Source organism: Paenibacillus sp. FSL H7-0331, from assembly GCF_001956045.1.
Window position 1 is genome coordinate 529,916 of the sequence record NZ_MRTH01000001.1, and the last position, 19,109, is coordinate 549,024.

Consider the following 19,109-nt stretch of genomic DNA (forward strand, 5'->3'; position numbering starts at 1 on the left):
GCATTGGACATGGAGGATAGCGGTCATGCTTGGCATATGCCTGATCAGTTCGGGCTGCCGAGGCAATATGGAGCTGAACGATTTGCATATTGTCCATTCGATTGCCATTGATGAAGGTAGTAAGGGATTAATCAAGCTTACAGCCGAAATAGCTGAGCTATCGCCAAGTGGACAACAGCCAAAAGGAATGCATAACGGTACTTTTTTCCTTTCTTCTGAAGGGAATAGCTTGTTCGAGGCGGCCCGACTGATGAGGACCAAATCGGATCGAACGCTGCTATGGGGACATACGGCAGTTATCCTGTTCAGCAAGGCAGCCGCGAAAAATGGAATTAACAAGCATATAGAAGCCTTACGCCGTTTAAAGCAGTTCCGCAATTCCACGCTGCTCTATGTGACGGAAGGACAAGCCTTTGAAGTCTTGCAGGTGTCCAAGCCGAAGGGTCCGATTTTTTCACAAGTTCTGAGAGGCTTGTCGCAGGGTGAGAAGAGCACCGCGTTCACGCAGCAAACGAGTTTGATTGATGTTTATAAAGAGCTAGTTAACCGTACCCGTGATTTGACTATACCTGCACTCCAGGTTGAGAAGGACCCCTTACAAAGCAATAAGCAGCAGCTGCAAGCTACGGGTCTATATGCGTTTCAGGGCGAGCGGCTCATCGGTCTTATGAACACAACGGAAATCAAGGGCTACATGCGTGCCTTGAACAAGATGGAGAGCACTGTAGAAACCCTTTCCTGCGGACCGAATCAAACCATCACATTTGAAAACGTCAGCAACAAAAGCGTTATAAAGCCAATTGTCGATGCCACCCTGAAACCAAAAACTCACATTGATATTTATGCGACCTTGAATATTACCGGGTATGAGTGTAAGGGTGCCGAAATCAATCCCGAGATCATCCTTGAGTTGGAAAAAAAGCTAAATAAGGCAATCGCCAGTGACGTACAGCAATATATCCGCTATTCCCAAAAGCATAAGGTCGATTTGCTCGGTATCGGGGAAAAGATTCATCGCAGCTATCCTAAGTATTGGAAAAAAATGCAAGCTTCTTGGGACGATATCTACACTACGTCCCAATTCACAGTCACGGCCCATTGCCGAATTGACCACACCAATTTTATTTTCGAGATTGAGCCAAGTGTGGGTTAAGCTCGCACATCACTGCCTGGCTTCTTTAAGCGGGCCAATCTTGCTTTAAACGTGTAAATCAGCTCGTAAATAATCGGTACGATGACGAGGGTCAAAATTGTGGAGGTTGTAAGACCTCCAATGACCACGACTGCCAATCCTTTAGAGATTAAGGTTCCTTTGGACAGACCTAACGCCAAAGGCATCAAAGCCAGTATGGTCGCACCTGCCGTCATGATTATCGGTCTTAATCGGGTCAATCCCGCTTCCACAAGCGAATCGCGCACAGAATGTCCTTCCTTGCTCAGCTGCTGAACCCGGTCAACCAGCACGATCGCATTCGTTACGACGATACCGATCAGCATCAGGAATCCGATCATCGAGGTCACATTGAGCGATTCTCCCGTGACCAGGAGACCCAGCAAGCCCCCAATAGCCGCCAGCGGCAGGGAAAATAGTATAGCGATTGGCGCACTGAGATTGCCGAAGGCAAGCACCATGACCAGAAATACGATAAAGATCGACACGGCCATTGCTGCGTACATTTGCAGGAAGCTATTGTCGATTTCCTGGGCTACACCCTTCACCTCACGGGTAACACCCGCCGGCAGCTCCAGCTTGCTCAGCTCTGCAGAAACCAGATTGCTGACGCCGCCTTTATCCTTGCTATCGATTTTGGCTGTTAGCTTCAGCACCTGCTTTTGCCCTTCGCGACTGATAACAATCGGTGCGTCGACAAGACGTATCCTGGCGATTTCATTCAGTTGGACCTTCAGACCGGTCTGTGTTTTCATGAGCAAGGTTCCCAGCTTGTCAATCGAGTTTTTGAATTGGGGGTCCAGCATAACCTTTGTCGTAAAGATGACATTATCAAAATTCAGGTCTCCCAGCTTCTCCTCTGAAATCCACTTATGCACATGATCCAGCACCTCTGCGGCAGTCAATCCATATACTCTTGCCTTGTTTTCATCAACGGTTACTTCAATCTCGCTTTTGGATTCGCTTAGACTGTCCTTAATATCAGAAAGTTCGGGAAAGGTGGACATCCTCTCTTTGACCAGAATCGCTGCCTGCTCCAGATTTCGCTGATCGCTTCCCAGCAAGGAATAAGAGAAATCGATGGCTCCACTGCTGTTTCCGCCGCTTAACAGTACACCTCTAACAGTAGCGCCTTTGGGTAGCAAATTAAGAATTTCACTTTCATACTTTTTCACGATTTCATTGGCTGCTTTCTTGTTAAACACTTCCGTAAACATTGAGGTTATATAGGCAGTTCGCTCTCTGCCGAAGCTGTAGCCGACAAGTGATTCGTTGTACATAAAGATCGGCTTGCCCTCGGTATCCACAGCCTCTCTGAGCATGGCTTCTATTTCTCTGGATTTGGCATTCATCGATTCCAGCGACGTTTCCCGCGGCAGCTTGATTTGATAAAGCATTTGTCCATCCGACTCCTCCTCCGGCATAAAGCTTATCGCCAGCTGTGGAACAATCAGCCCTATTGATAAAATAAACAAGAGTGCAGCCATGATCAGCGTCTTGATCCGATGATGGAGCGACCATAGCAGCGCCCTTTTATAGCGTTCTGTTGTCCAGCTAACTCGGTTCTCATCATGCCGGGGAATGCTGCTGTTCATGACCATAAGCTTGGCCAGCATCGGAATCACGGTCAATGCGACCAATAGTGAAGACAGCAGCGCACAAGCCAATGTTAATGCAAATGGACGGAATACCTCGCCGATTTCCCCACTCACGAAAGCAATCGGAGCGAATACGCCAACTGTTGTAATGGTTGAGGACGTAATAGCTGATGACACCTGCCGGGTCGCCAGCTTGATCACCGATTCGTTGCGCTTTTGTGCTTTTTGCAATTGGCTGTAGATGTTTTCTATAACGACAATACTATCATCGACAACGCGGCCAACAGCTATGGCCAAACCGCCTAGCGTCATGATGTTCAGGGAAATACCAAGTGGGTTCATGAACAGGAGAGTGATCAGAATAGACAATGGAATGGAAACCAGTACAATGAAGGTCATACGTACATTTCTTAGAAACAATAAAATCATCATCGATGCCAATAGTGCTCCGAGTGACCCCTCCTGAACCATTCCATGAACAGATTGATTAATCGTAACCGCTGTATTCAACACAATATGAAATTTCACGCCGGGCAAGGTTCGCTCCCAATCGGCCATCATTTGTTCCGCCGTACTGGCGATTTGTACTTCATTGGCCCCTTTGGCTTTATACAGCTGCACGCCAATTGCCGGCTTATCATCCAACCTGGCTATGAACGCAGACTCGTTGATCGCTTCGATTGTGGCAAGCTGATTAAGTAACAACGTATCGCCGCGAGGCGTAGTTATGGGAAGATGATTCAGGCTGTACAAGGAGTTGAGCTGTCCCTTGACACGAACCATGTGTGTATTTCCACTAAAATCAAGCAAGCCCGCCGGACTGGAAACCAGCGAGGCCTGCAGCAGATCGCTAACCTGAGAAGGCGTAAGCCCGTAATTATTGATTGCTGCGGCATCGAGCCTGATCGTTAACACACTTTCCTGGTTACCAACAGAATCAACGTGGTCGACCCCCCGAATCGATTCAAAGCCGGGCAGAATGGTTTCCTTATACACTTTGTCCAGCTCGTTTTGGTTCATACCCTCATTTCCGTATACAGCCATGTAATAAATGACGCTTGAGGTGAAGCCTTCGGTAAGCACCTGGGGTTTCTCTGCACCTTGCGGAATTCGGACATTAGCGACTGAGCTCTCTACCTCCTTCCTTAGATCATCCAGCTTTTTGCCCTGCTCAAATTCCAATACGATTTGAGCGTAATTATCCTGTGAGGTGGACATCAGGCTCTTCAAGCCGGCTATGCCAGAGACGGCTTTTTCAATAGGCTTGGTGACCTTTTCCATAATATCCTGAGGTGGGGCCGTATACTGGACCGTGACGTAAACGACAGACGATGAAATATCCGGCATCAGCTCTACCCTCAAGGTTGTTGCTGAATAACTGCCTCCCAGCAGGAGCAGCAGCATAATTATGACAACAGCCGCTATATTTTTCATAGAAAAATGGGTTAACTTATACATCCTCTCGACTCCTCCGCTACCAGCAATTCGCAACTGAACCGTAATGTTCATTAGCTTAGCTTATAAATCTGCGGATAAAGTTGGGAAATTTCTTAATTTATTCTGAATTATAGCGGTCCCAATCAAAAACCGACCCTACCCAGCTTACAGGAGGATCGGCTTTTGATATGCTTCATTAGACTCGAACAGTTTTGACAGCTTCAAGGGCTTTCAGTGTTTCCCTTATAAATGCAGGCTCATCCTTAGGTGTACGCGACGTTATAAAATTGCGATCAACTACAACCTCGGCATCCTTAAAGCTCGCTCCTGCGTTGGTCAGATCATCCTGTAGAGGCGGGTAGCTCGTCATCGTACGTCCTTGGGTCAGCTTGGCACTGATCAGAATTTGCGGTCCATGACATATGGCGGATATCGGCTTGCCCTGCTTATCGATCTCTCGAACGAATGACTGGATGTCGGGATCGAGCCTGAGCTGCTCTGGGGAAGAGCCTCCGGGAATCACAACAGCGTCAAAACTTGCCGGATCCGCATCCTTGGCAGCCTTCTCGCTCACATAGGTGGCCTTCTTCTGCTTGCCCTCCAATTTCTCACCCGCTTTTAATCCGATAATAACCGTGTCATGTCCAGCTTTGCGCACAGCCTCATATGGCTCCTGCATCTCACTATCCTCAAATTGGGGTCCCAACAAAAATGCTACTCTTGCCATAATCAACGTCTCCTTTCAGTGATGGGATTGTTGTTAAAGCCTATGTCATTTTACCCCATTCCTCCAGCTATTAATCAACGGTTGATTCGCCTTAGGGGTGTTATGGTATACTGTAGGCAGTTCCTGGTAAATCGTTTTGAAGATCATTACTTCGACAATTTAAAGGAGGTCAACTTATGACTATTGCATCTATTGTTATTATTGTGCTTCTCGTTATTGTCGTCGTCGTCATTAGCAATGCCACTATACGCAAATCCAATCAAGACAATTTCTCCAGTCGTAATCGTCACAAACGTCATAAGCCCACGGCGCCAAGAAGAAAGGTTCAGCCACCGCAAGCCTTGTATGCGGATACTCCGATACCTTCCCTGCTTGGTATCCAGCCAACACTGCCCATTAAGCAAGCCGTGCTTCGTCTGGAACAAGCATTAGCCGGAGAATTTACAGCCAAGCTCAAAACCCGCATGCTGAACAAGCAGCCGCAAATGTCGCCAGCAGAATTTGAATGGAAATTTCTTGAGCTGAAACGTTATTTTTTGATGACTGCGGTGTTGAAGGATGTTCCGATGTTCAGCGATGCTGTTGACGAGATCTGGCATGAAATGCTGATGTTTACACGTGAGTACGGCCAGCTGGGAGAAGCTTTTCTCGGTTCCCCCATCCATCACGCCCCACATACAGATGGAGTACCGGACCCTGATGGCCGGGCTTGGTTCGATTGGGTATACGCCCACATGTTCATCGATACGGCTTATTCCAACCGGATCTGGGGGCCCTTTTTCCGGTTTCCGTTAAATTCCGAAAGGCTTGAGGAGCTTAAGCAGGCTGATGAGACGGCAATACGGGCCCGCAGATTCAATCAACGCGCCGCGGAACGTTATTCCGAGATCAATGAAACGATCAACGAGCTCATACGTCAGGCCAAAGAACAAGTAACCAAGGCCATTCCCGGCACCACCTACTACACAGAGCGTCCCGATTCCCAATCTGCGGGCTATATGCCTTATTTGGCTGGAGCCTTATTATTCTACTCCGCCACCCAGTTCGGCAGCTTCGATTCCTTCATGGGACAGCATTACACCGAGGAGGACGCCTTGAAGCGCGAACAAGACGCTGCAGCCTCAGGCGGCGGATCATCTTGCGGCAGTGATTCAAGTTCATTATTCCACGGCAATGGAAATGAAAGCAATTGCAGCAATGATAGCGGGGGCGATAGCGGCGGTTCCTCTTCCAACTGCTCATCGTCAAGCTGCTCCTCTTCCTCAAGTTGTGGAGGTGGGGGAGGCGGCGATTAACACATCAGTTGAGAATTACCATTACTCATTCCACCAAAGCCAGGAGGATCACATTGTCACTCATCGGTGAAGAACGCAAACGCACCATTATTGAGCTTCTGGACAATAACGGCGAGGTCACCACAGCTGAGCTCGTCAGCTTATTACAGGTATCCAAGGAAACGATACGCAGATATCTGGACGATCTTGAAGCTCAAGGGAAGCTAAGAAAGATTTACGGTGGAGCTGTTAAACGGAGCTATGCTCAGGAGGAGCCCCCTTACCTGGATCGAGTCACCCTGTATCAGAAGCAAAAAACACAAATAGGCCGCCTATCGGCTGGCCTTGTGAAGGACGGAGATGTCCTTTTTTTGGATGAAGGCACGACTTCAATTTCCATCGTTCCTTATTTGAACCAACATGATCTTACGATCATAACACATTCATTTCCCATATCGACCCTATTGATCGAAAGAAGCAATCGTCATACATTTAAAGGACGCGTGCTGTTTCTTGGTGGCGAAATCAGTGTCAAGCAGGCACGCTGTTCCGGGTCCATCACGGAAACCATGCTGAGCCACTACTACGTGGATAAAGCATTCATTTCTGTTGATGGTCTTCATCCTGAAGCAGGCATTACAAGTATGGACGAAGGCAAAGCCCTCATTTCCCGAAAAGCTATCGAGCAGACGAATGACGTAATCGTTATCACCGATTCCTCCAAGCTGGGTCAACGCTTTCCTTATAAAATTAGCGATTCAGAGCATATATCACGAATTGTGTGTGATCTGGAGCCTCCCGAAGAATGGGAAACGGTATTGAAGCAGCATACTATCGAATGGCTGACGGCAGCTGAGCTTTAAACAAAGCCGTTTAATCGGCTGCCGATGGTGCTGTATGCTTTTCATTGGCAAATAATCCAATCGGCAGCTTGGCATCCCAAGCAGCAGGTGCTTGAAGCCTGAGAGCATGTGCAACGACAGCAGCCGTATCCGTAATTGTAATTCCTGAAAGCGCTGCCTCTGTCTGGATGCCGGGACCGATACATCCCCAAAAAATCGTTGTGTCGAGTGGATGATCACTGCCATGGTCCTGTGGTTGAATCCCTCCGCCTCCGTGATCGGTTACGATGATGATCAGGCTGTCATCCCAGATTCCCGCTGCCTCAATCGCATCGAGAATGATCCCCGTGTGGGCATCCGTCATCTCAATTCCGTAAATCTGTTCCGGCGTATTGAAGCCATGTCGGTGCCCCATTGCGTCTGGCCAATCCAAATCAATATACATCAACAGCAAATCCGGATTGTCGCGAATATAGCTCGCAGCCGCAAGAGCCAGCTCACCATCCACAGCAATATTTACTTTATGTACCTCAAGTGAACGTTCAATAATGCCGTCATTAATCGGCTGCCAGGCGCTGAAGGAGGCCAGCTTTTTATGTGGATAGGCTTCCCTTGCCAATCTAAAGATCGATGGGAACTCGGAATCCTCGGGAAAGCTTGCCGAAGCTGCCAAGTCATTGGTAAGTCCATGCTTCTCCGGGACAACTCCATGCAACAGAGCCCCCCAGCATTGGGCACTGATCGAGGGTACTACCGTCTGAGCATCCAGGGTAAAAGCGCCTGTCTGAATGAATCGATCCAAATGGGGAGTATGTGCCCCTTGCACAAACGTTCCTGCCCCGTCCCATCCAATAATAATGACACGATTAATGTTCTTCAATACCCATCACGCTCCTGGAATATGATTATGGGCTTCCCCAAATACCAACCGAAATGACCCCTGCCGTTATCACACCCGATAAAATGATACGGCGCAGTCCATCCGATTCTTTTAATAAAATGATGCCAAATAAGGCACCGAAAACGGTTCCAATCTCGCGCATAGGCGCTAAATACGATAAAGGCGCAAGCTGCATAGCAAATAAAAACAGCAGGTACGAGCCTGGTGAGCATACCGTTCCCAGTAGAATCGTCTTGAAGTTCAGCTTCCATTCCTGTTTGATCAAACCGGAACGAAGCGCAATCGGACTTAGCACAAGCAGGTACGCGATATTCGCAAGCTCGATTAAAGCTACTGGCGAGAGCGTCTGTAGTACTATTTTGTCAGTCATGACATAACCGGTGATGCATAACCCTACCGCAAACACAGGTAACATATTGCGAATGGCAGGCGCTTCCTTTTCTTGTTTTCGGGTAAATCCACCGAGTGCGAACAGACCGAGAACGATACCGCACACGCCTGCCCATCCCACAGGTGTCATCGTTTCACCCATGTACAGCACACTTAAAATCGGCACAAGCAGCGCACCCGTTCCACGCATAATGGGATACGTTTGTGACATATCTCCAAGCCGATATACAATCGGAAGCAAAAAGCAGTATGCCATTTGAAATGCCATGGACAGCAGAATAAGCGCCAACACGGCCGGGGTAAGCTGCGCCTGCCACAATTCACTAACAAATTGGGGCAGCAACAACACAAACGATGTAATGTGAATTGACCATAGGAATACAATTTTATTAGTGCTGGTTTTGGTAAATAAGTTCCAGACTGCGTGCATCAGCCCAGAGCCAATCACGAGTATAAAAGCGATAACGATGACCACTTCTCCTCCTTTCTCAAAGATGAATGCTTATGGCTTCATCATACTCCGCCGCTTTAAAACTGTCAATTAAAAACAATTAAAAGCAACTAATAAAAACTAAAAGCAAGTACCTGTTTTAACACTATCCCGAGACATGAACATGGCAAAGCCCGCCGGTCATTCACTAGGCCAGCGGGCTTGATATCCGATCATTGACATATCCACTTACACAATCCAATCATGGTGCTGCTGAATAGAGATTTCCATACGAGCGGCAGCCTTCCTATTCATCCTCATGTGCCCACTCATTGGAGCTGACCTCGTAAAAATGATTATAAACTTCGTTAAGCAGCAGGATGAGCGTTCTGCTTTGCTCCTCTCCCAACTTCTCGATGAGACCGGAGAAAAGGAACTGGTATCTTTCTGTAGCTTTCTGAACGACAACTTCTCCTTTGCTTGTCAACCGAAGTAAAGTAATCCGTTTATCGGTAGAATCATTAAAACGCTCTACCAGACCAGCAGCAATTACATTTTTGATCATTTGTGTGACAGTTGGCGAGGTCACCGATAACCGTTTGCTGATGTCAGAAATATTGACTCCATGATCGCTTTCATTCGTAAGTTGATTTAAACATAGCAGTACCCGGATTTCGCTCGACTTAATACCGTAGACGGTTTGCTTTCGCCATGCGGCTTTACCAAACCGTTCGAAGGTTTCTGACATTTCCTTCATAATAGAAGACATTGCCTCATCCACGGCAACTATCACCTCCGTTTGATATTTTCATTTAAAGTACTACTCTTGCTCAAGTATCGATGCCTCGCGATCACGGATGATCCGTCTGAGCTCGTTGGCAATGTCACGAGTAATCATACCACGCTCGTACAAAGCTTGTACCTCATCTCGTTCCGCTTGGATCGCTACCCAATGCAAATCTCTTTTGACTTCATCATCGCCTTCTTTATTTCCTTGCAGTGAAAGATATGACTCTGACAGTTTATCGTTAATGAAATGGTAATGGTTAATAACCTCCATAACCTCTTTCTCTTTGGATCCGGAATGGAGCCTTCCCATAGTTTCGATAACGACACTGCTGGTTCGAAGCTTAATTTGTCTCATAGCCTCCCGATCCGATCTGGATTGAGCGTCTGAAAGCCTCGATATATCCTTGAAAAAGACTCCCTTAAACCTTTTAGCTAAAGACTTCAGGATAATAAGCAAGAGATGTGTCCGACTTGATAAAATCATCTCAAGCTGTTCCAAGCTGTCAAGAAATAAAACAGCATGTTCCTTGCTTATTTCCTTGTTTGCCAACAAACGGCGCGTTTCTTCACGCTCTATTTCAACCGCTTCGATTCGAAATTTGGGTTCATTTTTACTCATGCGCAGGCTGCCATATCTGTTTTCATTCGGCTGAATGTGCTTCATCCAACGATTATAATCGGCAAGGACAGCCGCGGATTCAACCTCGTTGTCTTCATTCGTAGCGTGATGAACCGCCTCAATCGCAGCGCTCATCATCTTGATCTGACCCAGTCGCTCTTTTTCCAGCCGCTCCTCTTCATTCTTCTTTCCATCGTTGCTGGCTAACAAGGGAAGTAAAATGCTCGCAGTAAGCAGAGATAGCAGGATGACAACCGTTGCTAGGAAAATAACCAGGGTTCGTTCTGGAAATGGGTCGCCATTATCGATAATCAGCGGAATGGAGAAGGCGCCCGCAAGCGTCACAGCACCGCGAACACCCGATAAAGAAGTCATCGCAAGAATTTTAAACGATATTTTCTCATTGCTTTTACTACGACCAAATACAGTGCCCACCCGCGAAAAAGCGAAGGTCCATAAAAATCGGAGTACGATAAGCATAATGAAAATGGCCAGCGCATAACCCAGGACTTCCCCATTATTGAAATCAGGACTCCCCAATACCGTACTGAAAACACTCGGAATTTGTAAACCCAGAATAACAAATACAAGCCCGTTTAACAGGTAAAGAATCACGGACCAGGTATTATCTGAAACCTCATTCGTTCGTGGTTTTGCCTTTTGCGACTTATCTCGTTCGACAGCGTGCATAACACCACCGGCCACTGCGGCTAATATGCCGGATAAGCCTAATTCCTCTGCTGCCAAAAAAAGTGCAAACGGAGTCAGAATATGTATGAGCATATGCATGGTCTCGTCTTCGAGCCCGGATCTGCGCAATAATATACGTAAACCGGTAATGAGCGATGCCAACACCGCACCAACGACAAGGCCGCCAATAGCAATAATCAAGAAGCTGGCACCAGCCTTCGGTAAAGAAAATACGCCGGTTACAGCAGCAGCTACCGCGAATTTGAAAGCGACAAGCCCTGAAGCATCGTTCATCAACGCCTCGCCTTCAAGCAGATGCATCAAGCTTTTGGGCAGGCGGATTCTCCCTGCTAATGCACTGACAGCTACGGCGTCTGTCGGCGACAGTATGGCAGCAAGACCGAACGCCACAGGCAGCGGAATGGATGGAATCATCCAATGAATGGCATACCCGATCAGAAAAACAGTTGCGAACACAAGGCCGACGGCCAGTATTAAAATAGGTGCGCGAAGTCGCCACAGCTCACCGCGGGGTGTGTGTTTGCCATCGTTATAGAGCAGAGGTGCGATAAACAAAAGAAAAAAAAGCTCAGGCTCCAGGTGCATATGAATGTTGAGTGGAATAAAAGTTACAACAACGCCCAGAGCAATTTGAATGAGGGGAACGGGAACGAATGGGATCTCCCGATTTATAACATTAGACACCCCAATAAGCGCAAGCAAAACCAAAATCGTAATAAACAATTCCATACCTAGCTTCTCCTCTTCAGCAGTTTTACATTGTTCTGGACCTGCATATATTAAATCACACATTTAGATAGGTTTGCAACCTATCTAATTACAGATGGCCTATTTTAAATCCGCTGAAATTAATGTCTCCCTTCGCACACAATTTGATACCTTTTATTTACAAACCGAATGTACGTTTATACAACAAAAAACCCGCTCTATGCGGGTTTCTATCCATCCAATACGATCTAAGCCTACAGCCCAGAGCCATAACACACTATCGCTGTGGCTGCTAGTAGTTTGCCAGTAGTTCTTCCCTTACCCTTTCAAGCCCGTAGTAGCGAGTCCCTGCACCAGATATTTTTGGAAAAATAAAAATACGAGCATTTGCGGAACAATCGACAGCACGGACATCGCGAATAATGGACCCCATTGTGACATTGAGGACGGATCTGCAAACATCCGCAGGCCGAGCGACACGGTGAACAGCTTCGTTTGATTCAAGTAGATAAGCGGCCCGAGGAAATCATCCCACGACCAATAGAACGAAAAGATAGCGACCGTCGCCAGGGCTGGAGCCATCAGCGGAAGCATCATATGCCAAAACACGCCAAAGGTAGAACAGCCGTCGATAACCGCTGACTCATCCAGCTCCTTGGGAATTCCTCTGATGAATTGAATCAGCAGGAAAATGAAAAACGGGGTTCCGCCTAAAAATGCGGGAACGATCAATGGCAGAAAGGTATTCACCCAATCCAGCTTGTGAAACAAAATATATTGAGGAATCAATGTGACCTGCGCCGGCAACATGATCGCCATCAGCAGTAAAGCAAACAATAGCTTCCGCAGCTTAAACTGCAAACGTGCAAAACCGAACGCTACCAGACTGGACGAAATCAGCGTACCAATCACAATCGCTGTCGTAATGATTAAGGAATTTTGAAAAAACAGCCCAAAATGAAAATTACCGAACCCTGCCCAGCCCTTCACATAATTATCCCATCGCAGGCTTGAAGGTATTAAGGAAGACGCATTCTGAAAAATCTCCGCTTCCGGCTTCACCGAGCTCGAAATGGCCCACAGGATCGGATACACCATGAACAACCCCAGCAGTATCACACCTGTATGAAATAAAATCGTGCGTATCGAACTGCTCATCCTATTTCCCTCCTTCGGTTTCATAATGAACCCATGAGGACGAAGATTTGAAAATCAATGCTGTGAACAGACCCACGATAAGCAGCAGCACCCAGGCCATCGCCGATGCATAGCCCATATGGAAATGTGTAAATGCCGTTTCGTACAAATACACTGCATAAAATAAGGTGGAATCCATAGGGCCGCCACTTGTAATCAAGAAGCTTTGTGTGAAAGTCATAAAGCCTCCTATCGTCTGCATCACCAGATTGAAAAATATGATAGGCGTCAGCATGGGCAGCGTAACACGGAAAAAGCGCATGACCGCTCCGGCCCCATCCATTTTGGCGGCCTCGTACAATTCAGTCGGAATTTGCTTGAGCCCAGCCAGGAAAATAAGCATCGGTGAGCCAAACTGCCAAACCACGAGCAGAATCAATGTCCATAAGGCAAAGTCAGGACTTGCAATCCAGCTCATGCCTTTAATTCCAATCAAGCCCAGAAGTGAATTGACAGCTCCCTTGGAGCCGAATAATTGCTTCCACATCACAGCAACCGCGACACTTCCGCCAAGAATGGACGGAATGTAATATAGGGTACGGTAAACGGTAACCCCTTTTCGATCCACATTGAAAATCATCGCAACCAGCAAGGCAAACATCAATTTAAGCGGAACCGAAACGAGCACGAACAGCAGAGTTACCTTAAGTGCAGTGAGAAAACGTTTATCGCTGGTGAACATCTCGATATAATTATCGAGTCCAATCCATTTGGGGTTGGACAGCATGTCATATTGCGTAAAGGAAAAATACAAAGAGGCCAGCATCGGGCCGATAATGAATACGACAAAACCTATAAGCCACGGTGATATAAAAGCATACGCAATGATCGTTTTTTTCCATTCCCGTAATGCGGCAAGCTTATTCACCCCGATAGATTGGCGGTCTGTTGCTACTGTCTGGCGCATCGTGAATCGCCCCCTATATGAAGATAAGCCGTCCGATGCCGAACGGCTGTTTACTTAATTTGTAGAACTCTTAGTTAACGTGTTAATAAACTTACTTTGCGCTTTTGGCTAAAATTTGCTCAGCATCCTTACGGAATTGCTTGGCACCTTCCTCCGGCGTCAGCTTGCCAAAATTGATCTGCTCCTGCAGCTTACCGAGCAGCGTTCTGATTTCATTATCCCCTGGAGGGGATGGTGCTTCACTCTCCCGAGCATACTTTTGGGCAACTTCGACATAGGAGAACATCTGCTTGGACGTGTCTGGAAGCTTCGCCGAAACCGATTTACGGATTTCAGAGGAGATCGGAATTCCCCGCTCTGCCGCCAAGATATCGTTGCCTTCAGCATCATTGGTGAAGAAATCGATCAGCTTGGCTGCTGCTTCCGGATTTTTCGAGTGGCTGGTAACAGCGAATGACATCGCCGCTTTCAGGAAATGTCCTTCCTTTCCGCCGGGCAGCGTCGGGTAAACCGTCATTTTCAACGGACGTTTGGAAGCCGCTACCAAGGCGACAATCTGATTGCTTTGAACCGGCTGAATCGCTGCTTTGCCATGAACAAGCAGTGAATTTTCCAGCTGTTTAAATTCGGATTGAACCTCAGGTCCCGGTGCCAAACCTTCCTTCATCAGCTTCTGCCAGTAGGTATAATAGTCAACGAACACCTTATCATCGGGATAAGCGAGCTTTTTCCCATCTGCCGAATAAAACATCGTGCCGTTCTGTCTGACAAAATGCTTGAATCCGTCATAGCCGTTATCCAGAGTAATCCCATAGAAATCTTTACCGAGCTTGGCTTTCATGGCACGCAACGTATTGGCCATATCCTCATACGTATAACCCGGCTTTAACTCTTCAACGCCTGCTTTCTCAAATAGAGCCGGATCGTAGATCATCGTCATCGTGTTGGTACCCAGGTTGACACCCCACAGCTTGCCGTCCACCTTATCCGGTAAATAGTTGGCATCGACATTTTTAAGATTAATCGTCCCCTTATCTACATAAGGATTCAAATCGACGAGTAATTTCCGTGAAACGTACTCATTGATAACACCTTCATGAATTTGCATCAAATCTGGCAAATTGCCCCCGGCAGCCTGGGTGTTCACTTTATTCCAGTAATCATCAAACCCGATAAATTCAGATTGTACCTCAATGTTCGGATTTTTTTTCATGAACAAATCGATGGCTTTCAGCGTTTTATCATTCCGGTCCTGAGAGCCCCACCAGGCTACACGAATTTTCACCTTCGCTGCCGGGTCCGTCTTGGCCGTGTCCGCCTTAGGTGCTTCCTGCTTGGGAGTATCGGTTTTGGGAGCCATTGTACTGTTACCGCTATTGGCTCCCGTCGAACAGCCTGCCACTCCTCCTGCCAATATCACCATGGACATCATTGCTACCAAACTTCGCTTCATATTGAGCCCTCCCTTTTCCTATGTACATAATGAAGTGAAACAACCGAGATCAACCTTACAGATTAAATCATGACCCTTGCATGTGTAATTGCCGCTTGCCTAGTACATGACATGACGCGAATGGCCTGCGCTCCGCATGGACCGTCGACCTCAAAAGGACGATCTTCACGCAGCGCATTTACGAAGGATTGATGAACATTGGGCAATGCCCCGCCACCAGATAGTGTATGCGGAAATGCAGCCTCCATCATGGTGCCGCCCTCATAAGCCAGCTGTTCATCAATAAAGCTGTCCTTGAGTTGTATCGTCAACTGTCCACGATCCAGCACATATCTAGCCCAGCCTGACGTTCCGTTAACCTCCAGCACATACAAGGGGGTGTCGGCTTGAACGAACGAGCTGTACGTTGTTTCGAGGACCGCTGTTACGCCTCTCGCCAAACCGTATATTGCCGATGTCACATCATCGCCCTTCATCGGAGCATATAGCGTATTGGAATAGGCCTGCACCCATTCAATATCGCTATGCAGCCAGGCAAACAAATCGATCATATGGACACCAAGCAAATCCAGAGCACCCGAGGCCTCCTCCATTCGCCATTGCCCCTCCTGTATACGGAAGCCGTTGGAAGAAATCATCCTGCCCCGCAGCGAAATGATCTCACCAAAATGGTCTTGCTGGATCAACCGTCTGAGCAACTGAAGTGCCGGGTCCCCTCGAAAGCACATATAGACGCCAAGCTGACGTTCACAACGAACGGCTGCATCCACCATCCGATTAGCAGCATCGAAGGTGCCTGCCAATGGCTTTTGACATAAAGCATGCTTGCCGGATTCGAGACAGGCTATGGTTACGGACTCGTGGAAACGATTAGGCACAGCTATATCCACCCATTCGACTTCCTGATCTGACCATATCGCGTTGGAATCATTCGTCCAGTGAGGAATACCAAATTGCTCAGCGGCGGCTTTTGCCTTATTGATATCAGGATCACACAGCCATTTGAGTCTGGAGCCATTCAACGCTTGGTGTGCGGGAAGGTGAAGCGCCTGGGCAATGCCTCCGATTCCGATTAATGCGGCCGTCAATATTGTCATTCTGCTAAGCTCCTTTATTCGCCCTTAATCCAAGGACCCTGTCAATGAGTTCTCTGGCATCCTCATGTACGCGCTTGCATACTTGCCGGGAATGACTGTCTATATCTACAGCTGCTCCAGAATCCCTGCTGATCGTGTCGGCAATTATAGTGATTCTCATCTTTGACCCCCCTTTAGCCATACCGACTCTTCCTAAAAAGCTTATCATAAAAAAACACGTTAAACTTTCATTAATAACGGTTATAATGTAGTTAAAGTACGGTGTTAGGAGGTACTGTATGGCCGTTATTGAGCATTTGGATTTGACGGATAACCATTTTGTTCTGAAGTATCAGGCAGACCAAAAAATGGTTAACCATTTTCATGCCCATAAAGGGATGGAGTTTATGTATATTTACGAGGGGAAAGGTCATTTGATGCTGGATAGCCGAATGTATGAGTTCAAAAGCGGACAATTGATTGTGTTCCAGCCCTTCCAACTGCACCGTATCCAACAGGATAACACCTCGGATTATATACGCTCCTATGTCGTATTCGAGCCGTCACTGTTTGATACTTATTTGGCACCATTTCCGGTATTGCGCAGTTTTTTCCAGCATCTATGGAAGGATCAGCTGAGCAAGCAAATATTCGAGCTGAGTGAGGAGCACCCGCTGGTCCTGCTCTACAAGGAACTCCATGAACGATGTGCCAAGGTTCCCTCCAACACGCTGGCTGAGGAATATGGTTTGTTCTTCGTCCGTTTTTTATGCCTGCTTCGCACGATATGGACGGAATATGATAGCACGGATGGCGCTTCAATCCGATCGCTCAACCACGCCGAACGGATTATGGATTGGATCGAGGCGCATTATCAGGAGCCTTTCTCCATTCACGAGCTGGCCAAGGAGGTTCATCTGTCCCACAAGCATATCTCTGCGCTATTCAAGCAAAAAACCGGGGGAACCATCACCGACTACCTGATGGCCAAACGTCTGAATCAGGCGTGTTTATTATTAAAAACCTCCTCCAAAACCATTAGCGAGATTTGTTTGGAAAGCGGTTTCGCGAATCTGTCTTACTTTTGCCAGTTTTTCAAAAAAAGGATGAGCATCACGCCCTATCAATACCGAAAGCAGTATTTGGACTTATAGCTCTCTTCTAATGTTCAACTGGTTGCGCTGATCTCTGGGTGAAATTCCTCTGTACTGCTTGAATTGCTTGTTAAAATAACTTAAGGAATGGAAGCCGCACTCAAAAGCGATATCGGTGATCGATTTGGCTGTGTGGTCCAGCAGGTAGACTGCAGATTGCAATCGTAAGCGGCTAATAAATTCATTGGGGGACAGACTCGTAGTGCCTTTGAATTTTTTGAAAAACAGTGTTTTCCGCAGATTCGACATGACGATCATTTCGTTGATATCGATATCCTCAGAGAAATGGGACAGCATATACTGAATGACATTAATAATCCCCTGATCTGCTTTTGAATTGGAAGGATCATCTAGCTGTACAGCCTCATAGTAGCGGAATATCATCACCAGAATATCGATAAAATACAGATATTGCTTGGCCCTCCATCCGGGAAGCTGCTGTTCCCCTTCGGCTATCGCCAGCTTGGAAGCGTATTGTATCGCTTGAGCGTACGTCGTATGTGCAGGAATTAATGGCGAGAACTTGTCGGCCGCATAGAACGGCGTTAGCAGCTTATGTCCTTCCGGGATTGACCTCGCAATAGAAGGGGCAAACAACACCATCGTCCACTCTACCGGCTTATCACTTTCCTCAGCCAGATTCCAATGAGGCTCAAAAGGACGAAACACATAAACATCACCAGGCTTGCCATGATAATCACGGTCGCACAGGTGGTATTTAACATTATTTTTTAACACAATGCTAATTTCCAGCGCATCATGAACATGCATCTCATGCTCGGTTAAAGTACCCACTTTTTTCACAAAATTAAGTTCATCATCCAAACGAATATCATCGTAAAACATAGCTGCTTCCTCCGTCATTTCAGGTTGAATCTGGAATACTTGTCAGCCTTTAAGTATAGCAGACATCCTTTTATTATGAAAGCGGATCCAACCATGTGCAAGTACTAGGCAAAAAAACCGAAAGCGCTTGGCTTCCGGTTCTTGTTGCTTATCTTAATAAACCCGCTTGGCTCCCAAATATCTCGGTGTCCAGTAGCTGTTGTTGTCTAAAGTCTGGACAGCAATGCCTGCCGAGCGGGTCGCCGAAATAAACTGACCCCCACCTACATAGATGCCGACATGGTCAACGACGCCTGGTGTATTGATACTGAAGAAAACAAGATCACCCGGTTGCAGCTTGCTTCGACTTACCGTTGTGCCCATTTGAAACAATTCGGCGGAAGACGTCCGATTCATGGAAACACCATGTGTCGAAAACATATAATAAATGAAGCCGGAGCAATCAAAGCCAATGCCCGGATTCGTGCCACCCCATACGTAGGGGGTTTTTAGGTAATCGAAGCTATCAGCGACGATTTTCTTTTTGATCAACGCATTTATAATGGCTGTCTGGGTCTTCAGGTCGGTGATTCCAGTTGTCGGCAAACTGTATGCTTGTTGAAAGTCCACGATAGCCTGTGAAGTCATGCTTCCATAGTAACCTGTTGCGACATAGTATTTAAAATACCCAAGTACTTTCAAATTGGTTTGCAGCAAGGATACCTGGGTGCCTGTAGATCCCTGTGACAGAACTGTTGAGGAGGTCGACTCCGCAGAAGCGGATAAAGTAAGATAAGGGAGAGTGGAGGCGGATAACAATAGTGCAGAGCATAGTAGAAATTTGGATAATGTCTGTTTCATCTTGTCAATTTCCTTCCCACAATGAAGTTTCTCCCATCT

17 protein-coding genes are annotated in these 19,109 nt (G+C 47.1%); 4 read left to right on the forward strand and 13 right to left on the reverse strand.

The genetic code is table 11. From position 1 onward, the window contains the following. The first annotated feature begins 25 nt into the window (after window positions 1-25). Complete coding sequence (locus BK127_RS02395; protein ID WP_179097356.1) at window positions 26-1,153, forward strand: Ger(x)C family spore germination protein; 1,128 nt, start codon at window positions 26-28, stop codon at window positions 1,151-1,153. Here BK127_RS02395 and BK127_RS02400 read toward each other — a convergent pair. Continuing rightward, the gene (locus BK127_RS02400) at window positions 1,150-4,227 is read right to left on the reverse strand and encodes an efflux RND transporter permease subunit (RefSeq protein WP_076228199.1); all 3,078 of its coding nucleotides are present in this window, start codon (window positions 4,225-4,227) and stop codon (window positions 1,150-1,152) included. The genes BK127_RS02395 and BK127_RS02400 overlap by 4 nt on opposite strands. 175 nt (window positions 4,228-4,402) lie before the next feature. After that, window positions 4,403-4,933, reverse strand: a complete 531-nt coding sequence (locus tag BK127_RS02405) for a type 1 glutamine amidotransferase domain-containing protein (protein ID WP_076228201.1) — start codon at window positions 4,931-4,933, stop codon at window positions 4,403-4,405. Between the two features lie 176 nt (window positions 4,934-5,109). Here BK127_RS02405 and BK127_RS02410 point away from each other — a divergent pair, with 176 nt between their 5' ends. Together BK127_RS02410 and BK127_RS02415 are read left to right on the forward strand one after the other, a co-directional pair. Next, a complete protein-coding gene (locus BK127_RS02410; protein WP_076228204.1) occupies window positions 5,110-6,228 on the forward strand; it encodes a glycine-rich domain-containing protein in 1,119 nt (372 codons plus the stop codon). An 8-nt stretch (window positions 6,229-6,236) separates the two neighbouring features. Beyond that, window positions 6,237-7,070 carry a DeoR/GlpR family DNA-binding transcription regulator gene (locus tag BK127_RS02415; RefSeq protein WP_179097357.1) on the forward strand — a complete coding sequence of 278 codons (834 nt, stop codon included), beginning with the start codon at window positions 6,237-6,239 and terminating at the stop codon, window positions 7,068-7,070. 10 nt (window positions 7,071-7,080) lie between these two features. On the opposite strand, the gene BK127_RS02420 is transcribed toward BK127_RS02415, so the two are convergent. The 9 genes from BK127_RS02420 to BK127_RS43545 form a co-directional block, all read right to left on the reverse strand. Continuing rightward, window positions 7,081-7,929 carry an alkaline phosphatase family protein gene (locus BK127_RS02420; RefSeq protein WP_076228208.1) on the reverse strand — a complete coding sequence of 283 codons (849 nt, stop codon included), beginning with the start codon at window positions 7,927-7,929 and terminating at the stop codon, window positions 7,081-7,083. A gap of 25 nt (window positions 7,930-7,954) precedes the next feature. Further along, window positions 7,955-8,815 carry an EamA family transporter gene (locus BK127_RS02425; protein WP_256711141.1) on the reverse strand — a complete coding sequence of 287 codons (861 nt, stop codon included), beginning with the start codon at window positions 8,813-8,815 and terminating at the stop codon, window positions 7,955-7,957. A 262-nt stretch (window positions 8,816-9,077) separates the two neighbouring features. Further along, entirely contained in the window at window positions 9,078-9,551 is a 474-nt protein-coding gene (locus BK127_RS02430; RefSeq protein ID WP_218638989.1) for a MarR family winged helix-turn-helix transcriptional regulator, read from the reverse strand. A 39-nt stretch (window positions 9,552-9,590) separates the two neighbouring features. Next, window positions 9,591-11,618 (reverse strand): Na+/H+ antiporter, encoded by a 2,028-nt coding sequence (locus tag BK127_RS02435; RefSeq protein WP_076228210.1) that lies wholly within the window; start codon window positions 11,616-11,618, stop codon window positions 9,591-9,593. 297 nt (window positions 11,619-11,915) lie between these two features. Continuing rightward, window positions 11,916-12,755 (reverse strand): carbohydrate ABC transporter permease, encoded by an 840-nt coding sequence (locus BK127_RS02440; protein ID WP_076228212.1) that lies wholly within the window; start codon window positions 12,753-12,755, stop codon window positions 11,916-11,918. A 1-nt stretch (window position 12,756) separates the two neighbouring features. Next, window positions 12,757-13,701, reverse strand: a complete 945-nt coding sequence (locus tag BK127_RS02445) for a carbohydrate ABC transporter permease (RefSeq protein ID WP_076228214.1) — start codon at window positions 13,699-13,701, stop codon at window positions 12,757-12,759. A gap of 91 nt (window positions 13,702-13,792) precedes the next feature. Further along, complete coding sequence (locus BK127_RS02450) at window positions 13,793-15,154, reverse strand: ABC transporter substrate-binding protein (protein ID WP_076228216.1); 1,362 nt, start codon at window positions 15,152-15,154, stop codon at window positions 13,793-13,795. A 62-nt stretch (window positions 15,155-15,216) separates the two neighbouring features. Further along, window positions 15,217-16,251 (reverse strand): Gfo/Idh/MocA family protein, encoded by a 1,035-nt coding sequence (locus tag BK127_RS02455; protein WP_076228219.1) that lies wholly within the window; start codon window positions 16,249-16,251, stop codon window positions 15,217-15,219. Window positions 16,252-16,255: 4 nt separating this feature from the next. Beyond that, a complete protein-coding gene (locus BK127_RS43545) occupies window positions 16,256-16,411 on the reverse strand; it encodes a hypothetical protein (protein WP_179097358.1) in 156 nt (51 codons plus the stop codon). A gap of 118 nt (window positions 16,412-16,529) precedes the next feature. On the opposite strand from BK127_RS43545, the gene BK127_RS02460 reads away from it, so the two are divergent. Next, on the forward strand, window positions 16,530-17,384 hold the full coding sequence (locus tag BK127_RS02460) for an AraC family transcriptional regulator (protein WP_076228221.1): 855 nt from the start codon (window positions 16,530-16,532) through the stop codon (window positions 17,382-17,384). Here the strand turns inward: BK127_RS02460 and BK127_RS02465 are convergent. Both BK127_RS02465 and BK127_RS02470 read right to left on the reverse strand, forming a co-directional pair. Further along, window positions 17,379-18,230 (reverse strand): AraC family transcriptional regulator, encoded by an 852-nt coding sequence (locus BK127_RS02465; protein ID WP_076228223.1) that lies wholly within the window; start codon window positions 18,228-18,230, stop codon window positions 17,379-17,381. The two genes, BK127_RS02460 and BK127_RS02465, sit on opposite strands and share 6 nt — an antisense overlap. Window positions 18,231-18,383: 153 nt before the next feature. Next, window positions 18,384-19,070: a C40 family peptidase gene (locus BK127_RS02470; RefSeq protein WP_076228226.1), complete on the reverse strand. Its 687-nt coding sequence runs from the start codon at window positions 19,068-19,070 to the stop codon at window positions 18,384-18,386. Window positions 19,071-19,109: the final 39 nt, after the last annotated feature.

Excerpts from the sequence above, each read along its gene's own strand:
- BK127_RS02450 (WP_076228216.1), bottom strand. The coding sequence starts at position 15,154 with ATGAAGCGAAGTTTGGTAGCAATGATGTCCATGGTGATATTGGCAGGA.
- BK127_RS02435 (WP_076228210.1), bottom strand. The coding sequence starts at position 11,618 with ATGGAATTGTTTATTACGATTTTGGTTTTGCTTGCGCTTATTGGGGTG.
- BK127_RS02460 (WP_076228221.1), top strand. The coding sequence starts at position 16,530 with ATGGCCGTTATTGAGCATTTGGATTTGACGGATAACCATTTTGTTCTG.
- BK127_RS02470 (WP_076228226.1), bottom strand. The coding sequence starts at position 19,070 with ATGAAACAGACATTATCCAAATTTCTACTATGCTCTGCACTATTGTTA.
- BK127_RS02400 (WP_076228199.1), bottom strand. The coding sequence starts at position 4,227 with ATGTATAAGTTAACCCATTTTTCTATGAAAAATATAGCGGCTGTTGTC.
- BK127_RS02405 (WP_076228201.1), bottom strand. The coding sequence starts at position 4,933 with ATGGCAAGAGTAGCATTTTTGTTGGGACCCCAATTTGAGGATAGTGAG.
- BK127_RS02410 (WP_076228204.1), top strand. The coding sequence starts at position 5,110 with ATGACTATTGCATCTATTGTTATTATTGTGCTTCTCGTTATTGTCGTC.
- BK127_RS02395 (WP_179097356.1), top strand. The coding sequence starts at position 26 with ATGCTTGGCATATGCCTGATCAGTTCGGGCTGCCGAGGCAATATGGAG.
- BK127_RS02445 (WP_076228214.1), bottom strand. The coding sequence starts at position 13,701 with ATGCGCCAGACAGTAGCAACAGACCGCCAATCTATCGGGGTGAATAAG.
- BK127_RS43545 (WP_179097358.1), bottom strand. The coding sequence starts at position 16,411 with ATGAGAATCACTATAATTGCCGACACGATCAGCAGGGATTCTGGAGCA.
- BK127_RS02440 (WP_076228212.1), bottom strand. The coding sequence starts at position 12,755 with ATGAGCAGTTCGATACGCACGATTTTATTTCATACAGGTGTGATACTG.
- BK127_RS02465 (WP_076228223.1), bottom strand. The coding sequence starts at position 18,230 with ATGTTTTACGATGATATTCGTTTGGATGATGAACTTAATTTTGTGAAA.
- BK127_RS02455 (WP_076228219.1), bottom strand. The coding sequence starts at position 16,251 with ATGACAATATTGACGGCCGCATTAATCGGAATCGGAGGCATTGCCCAG.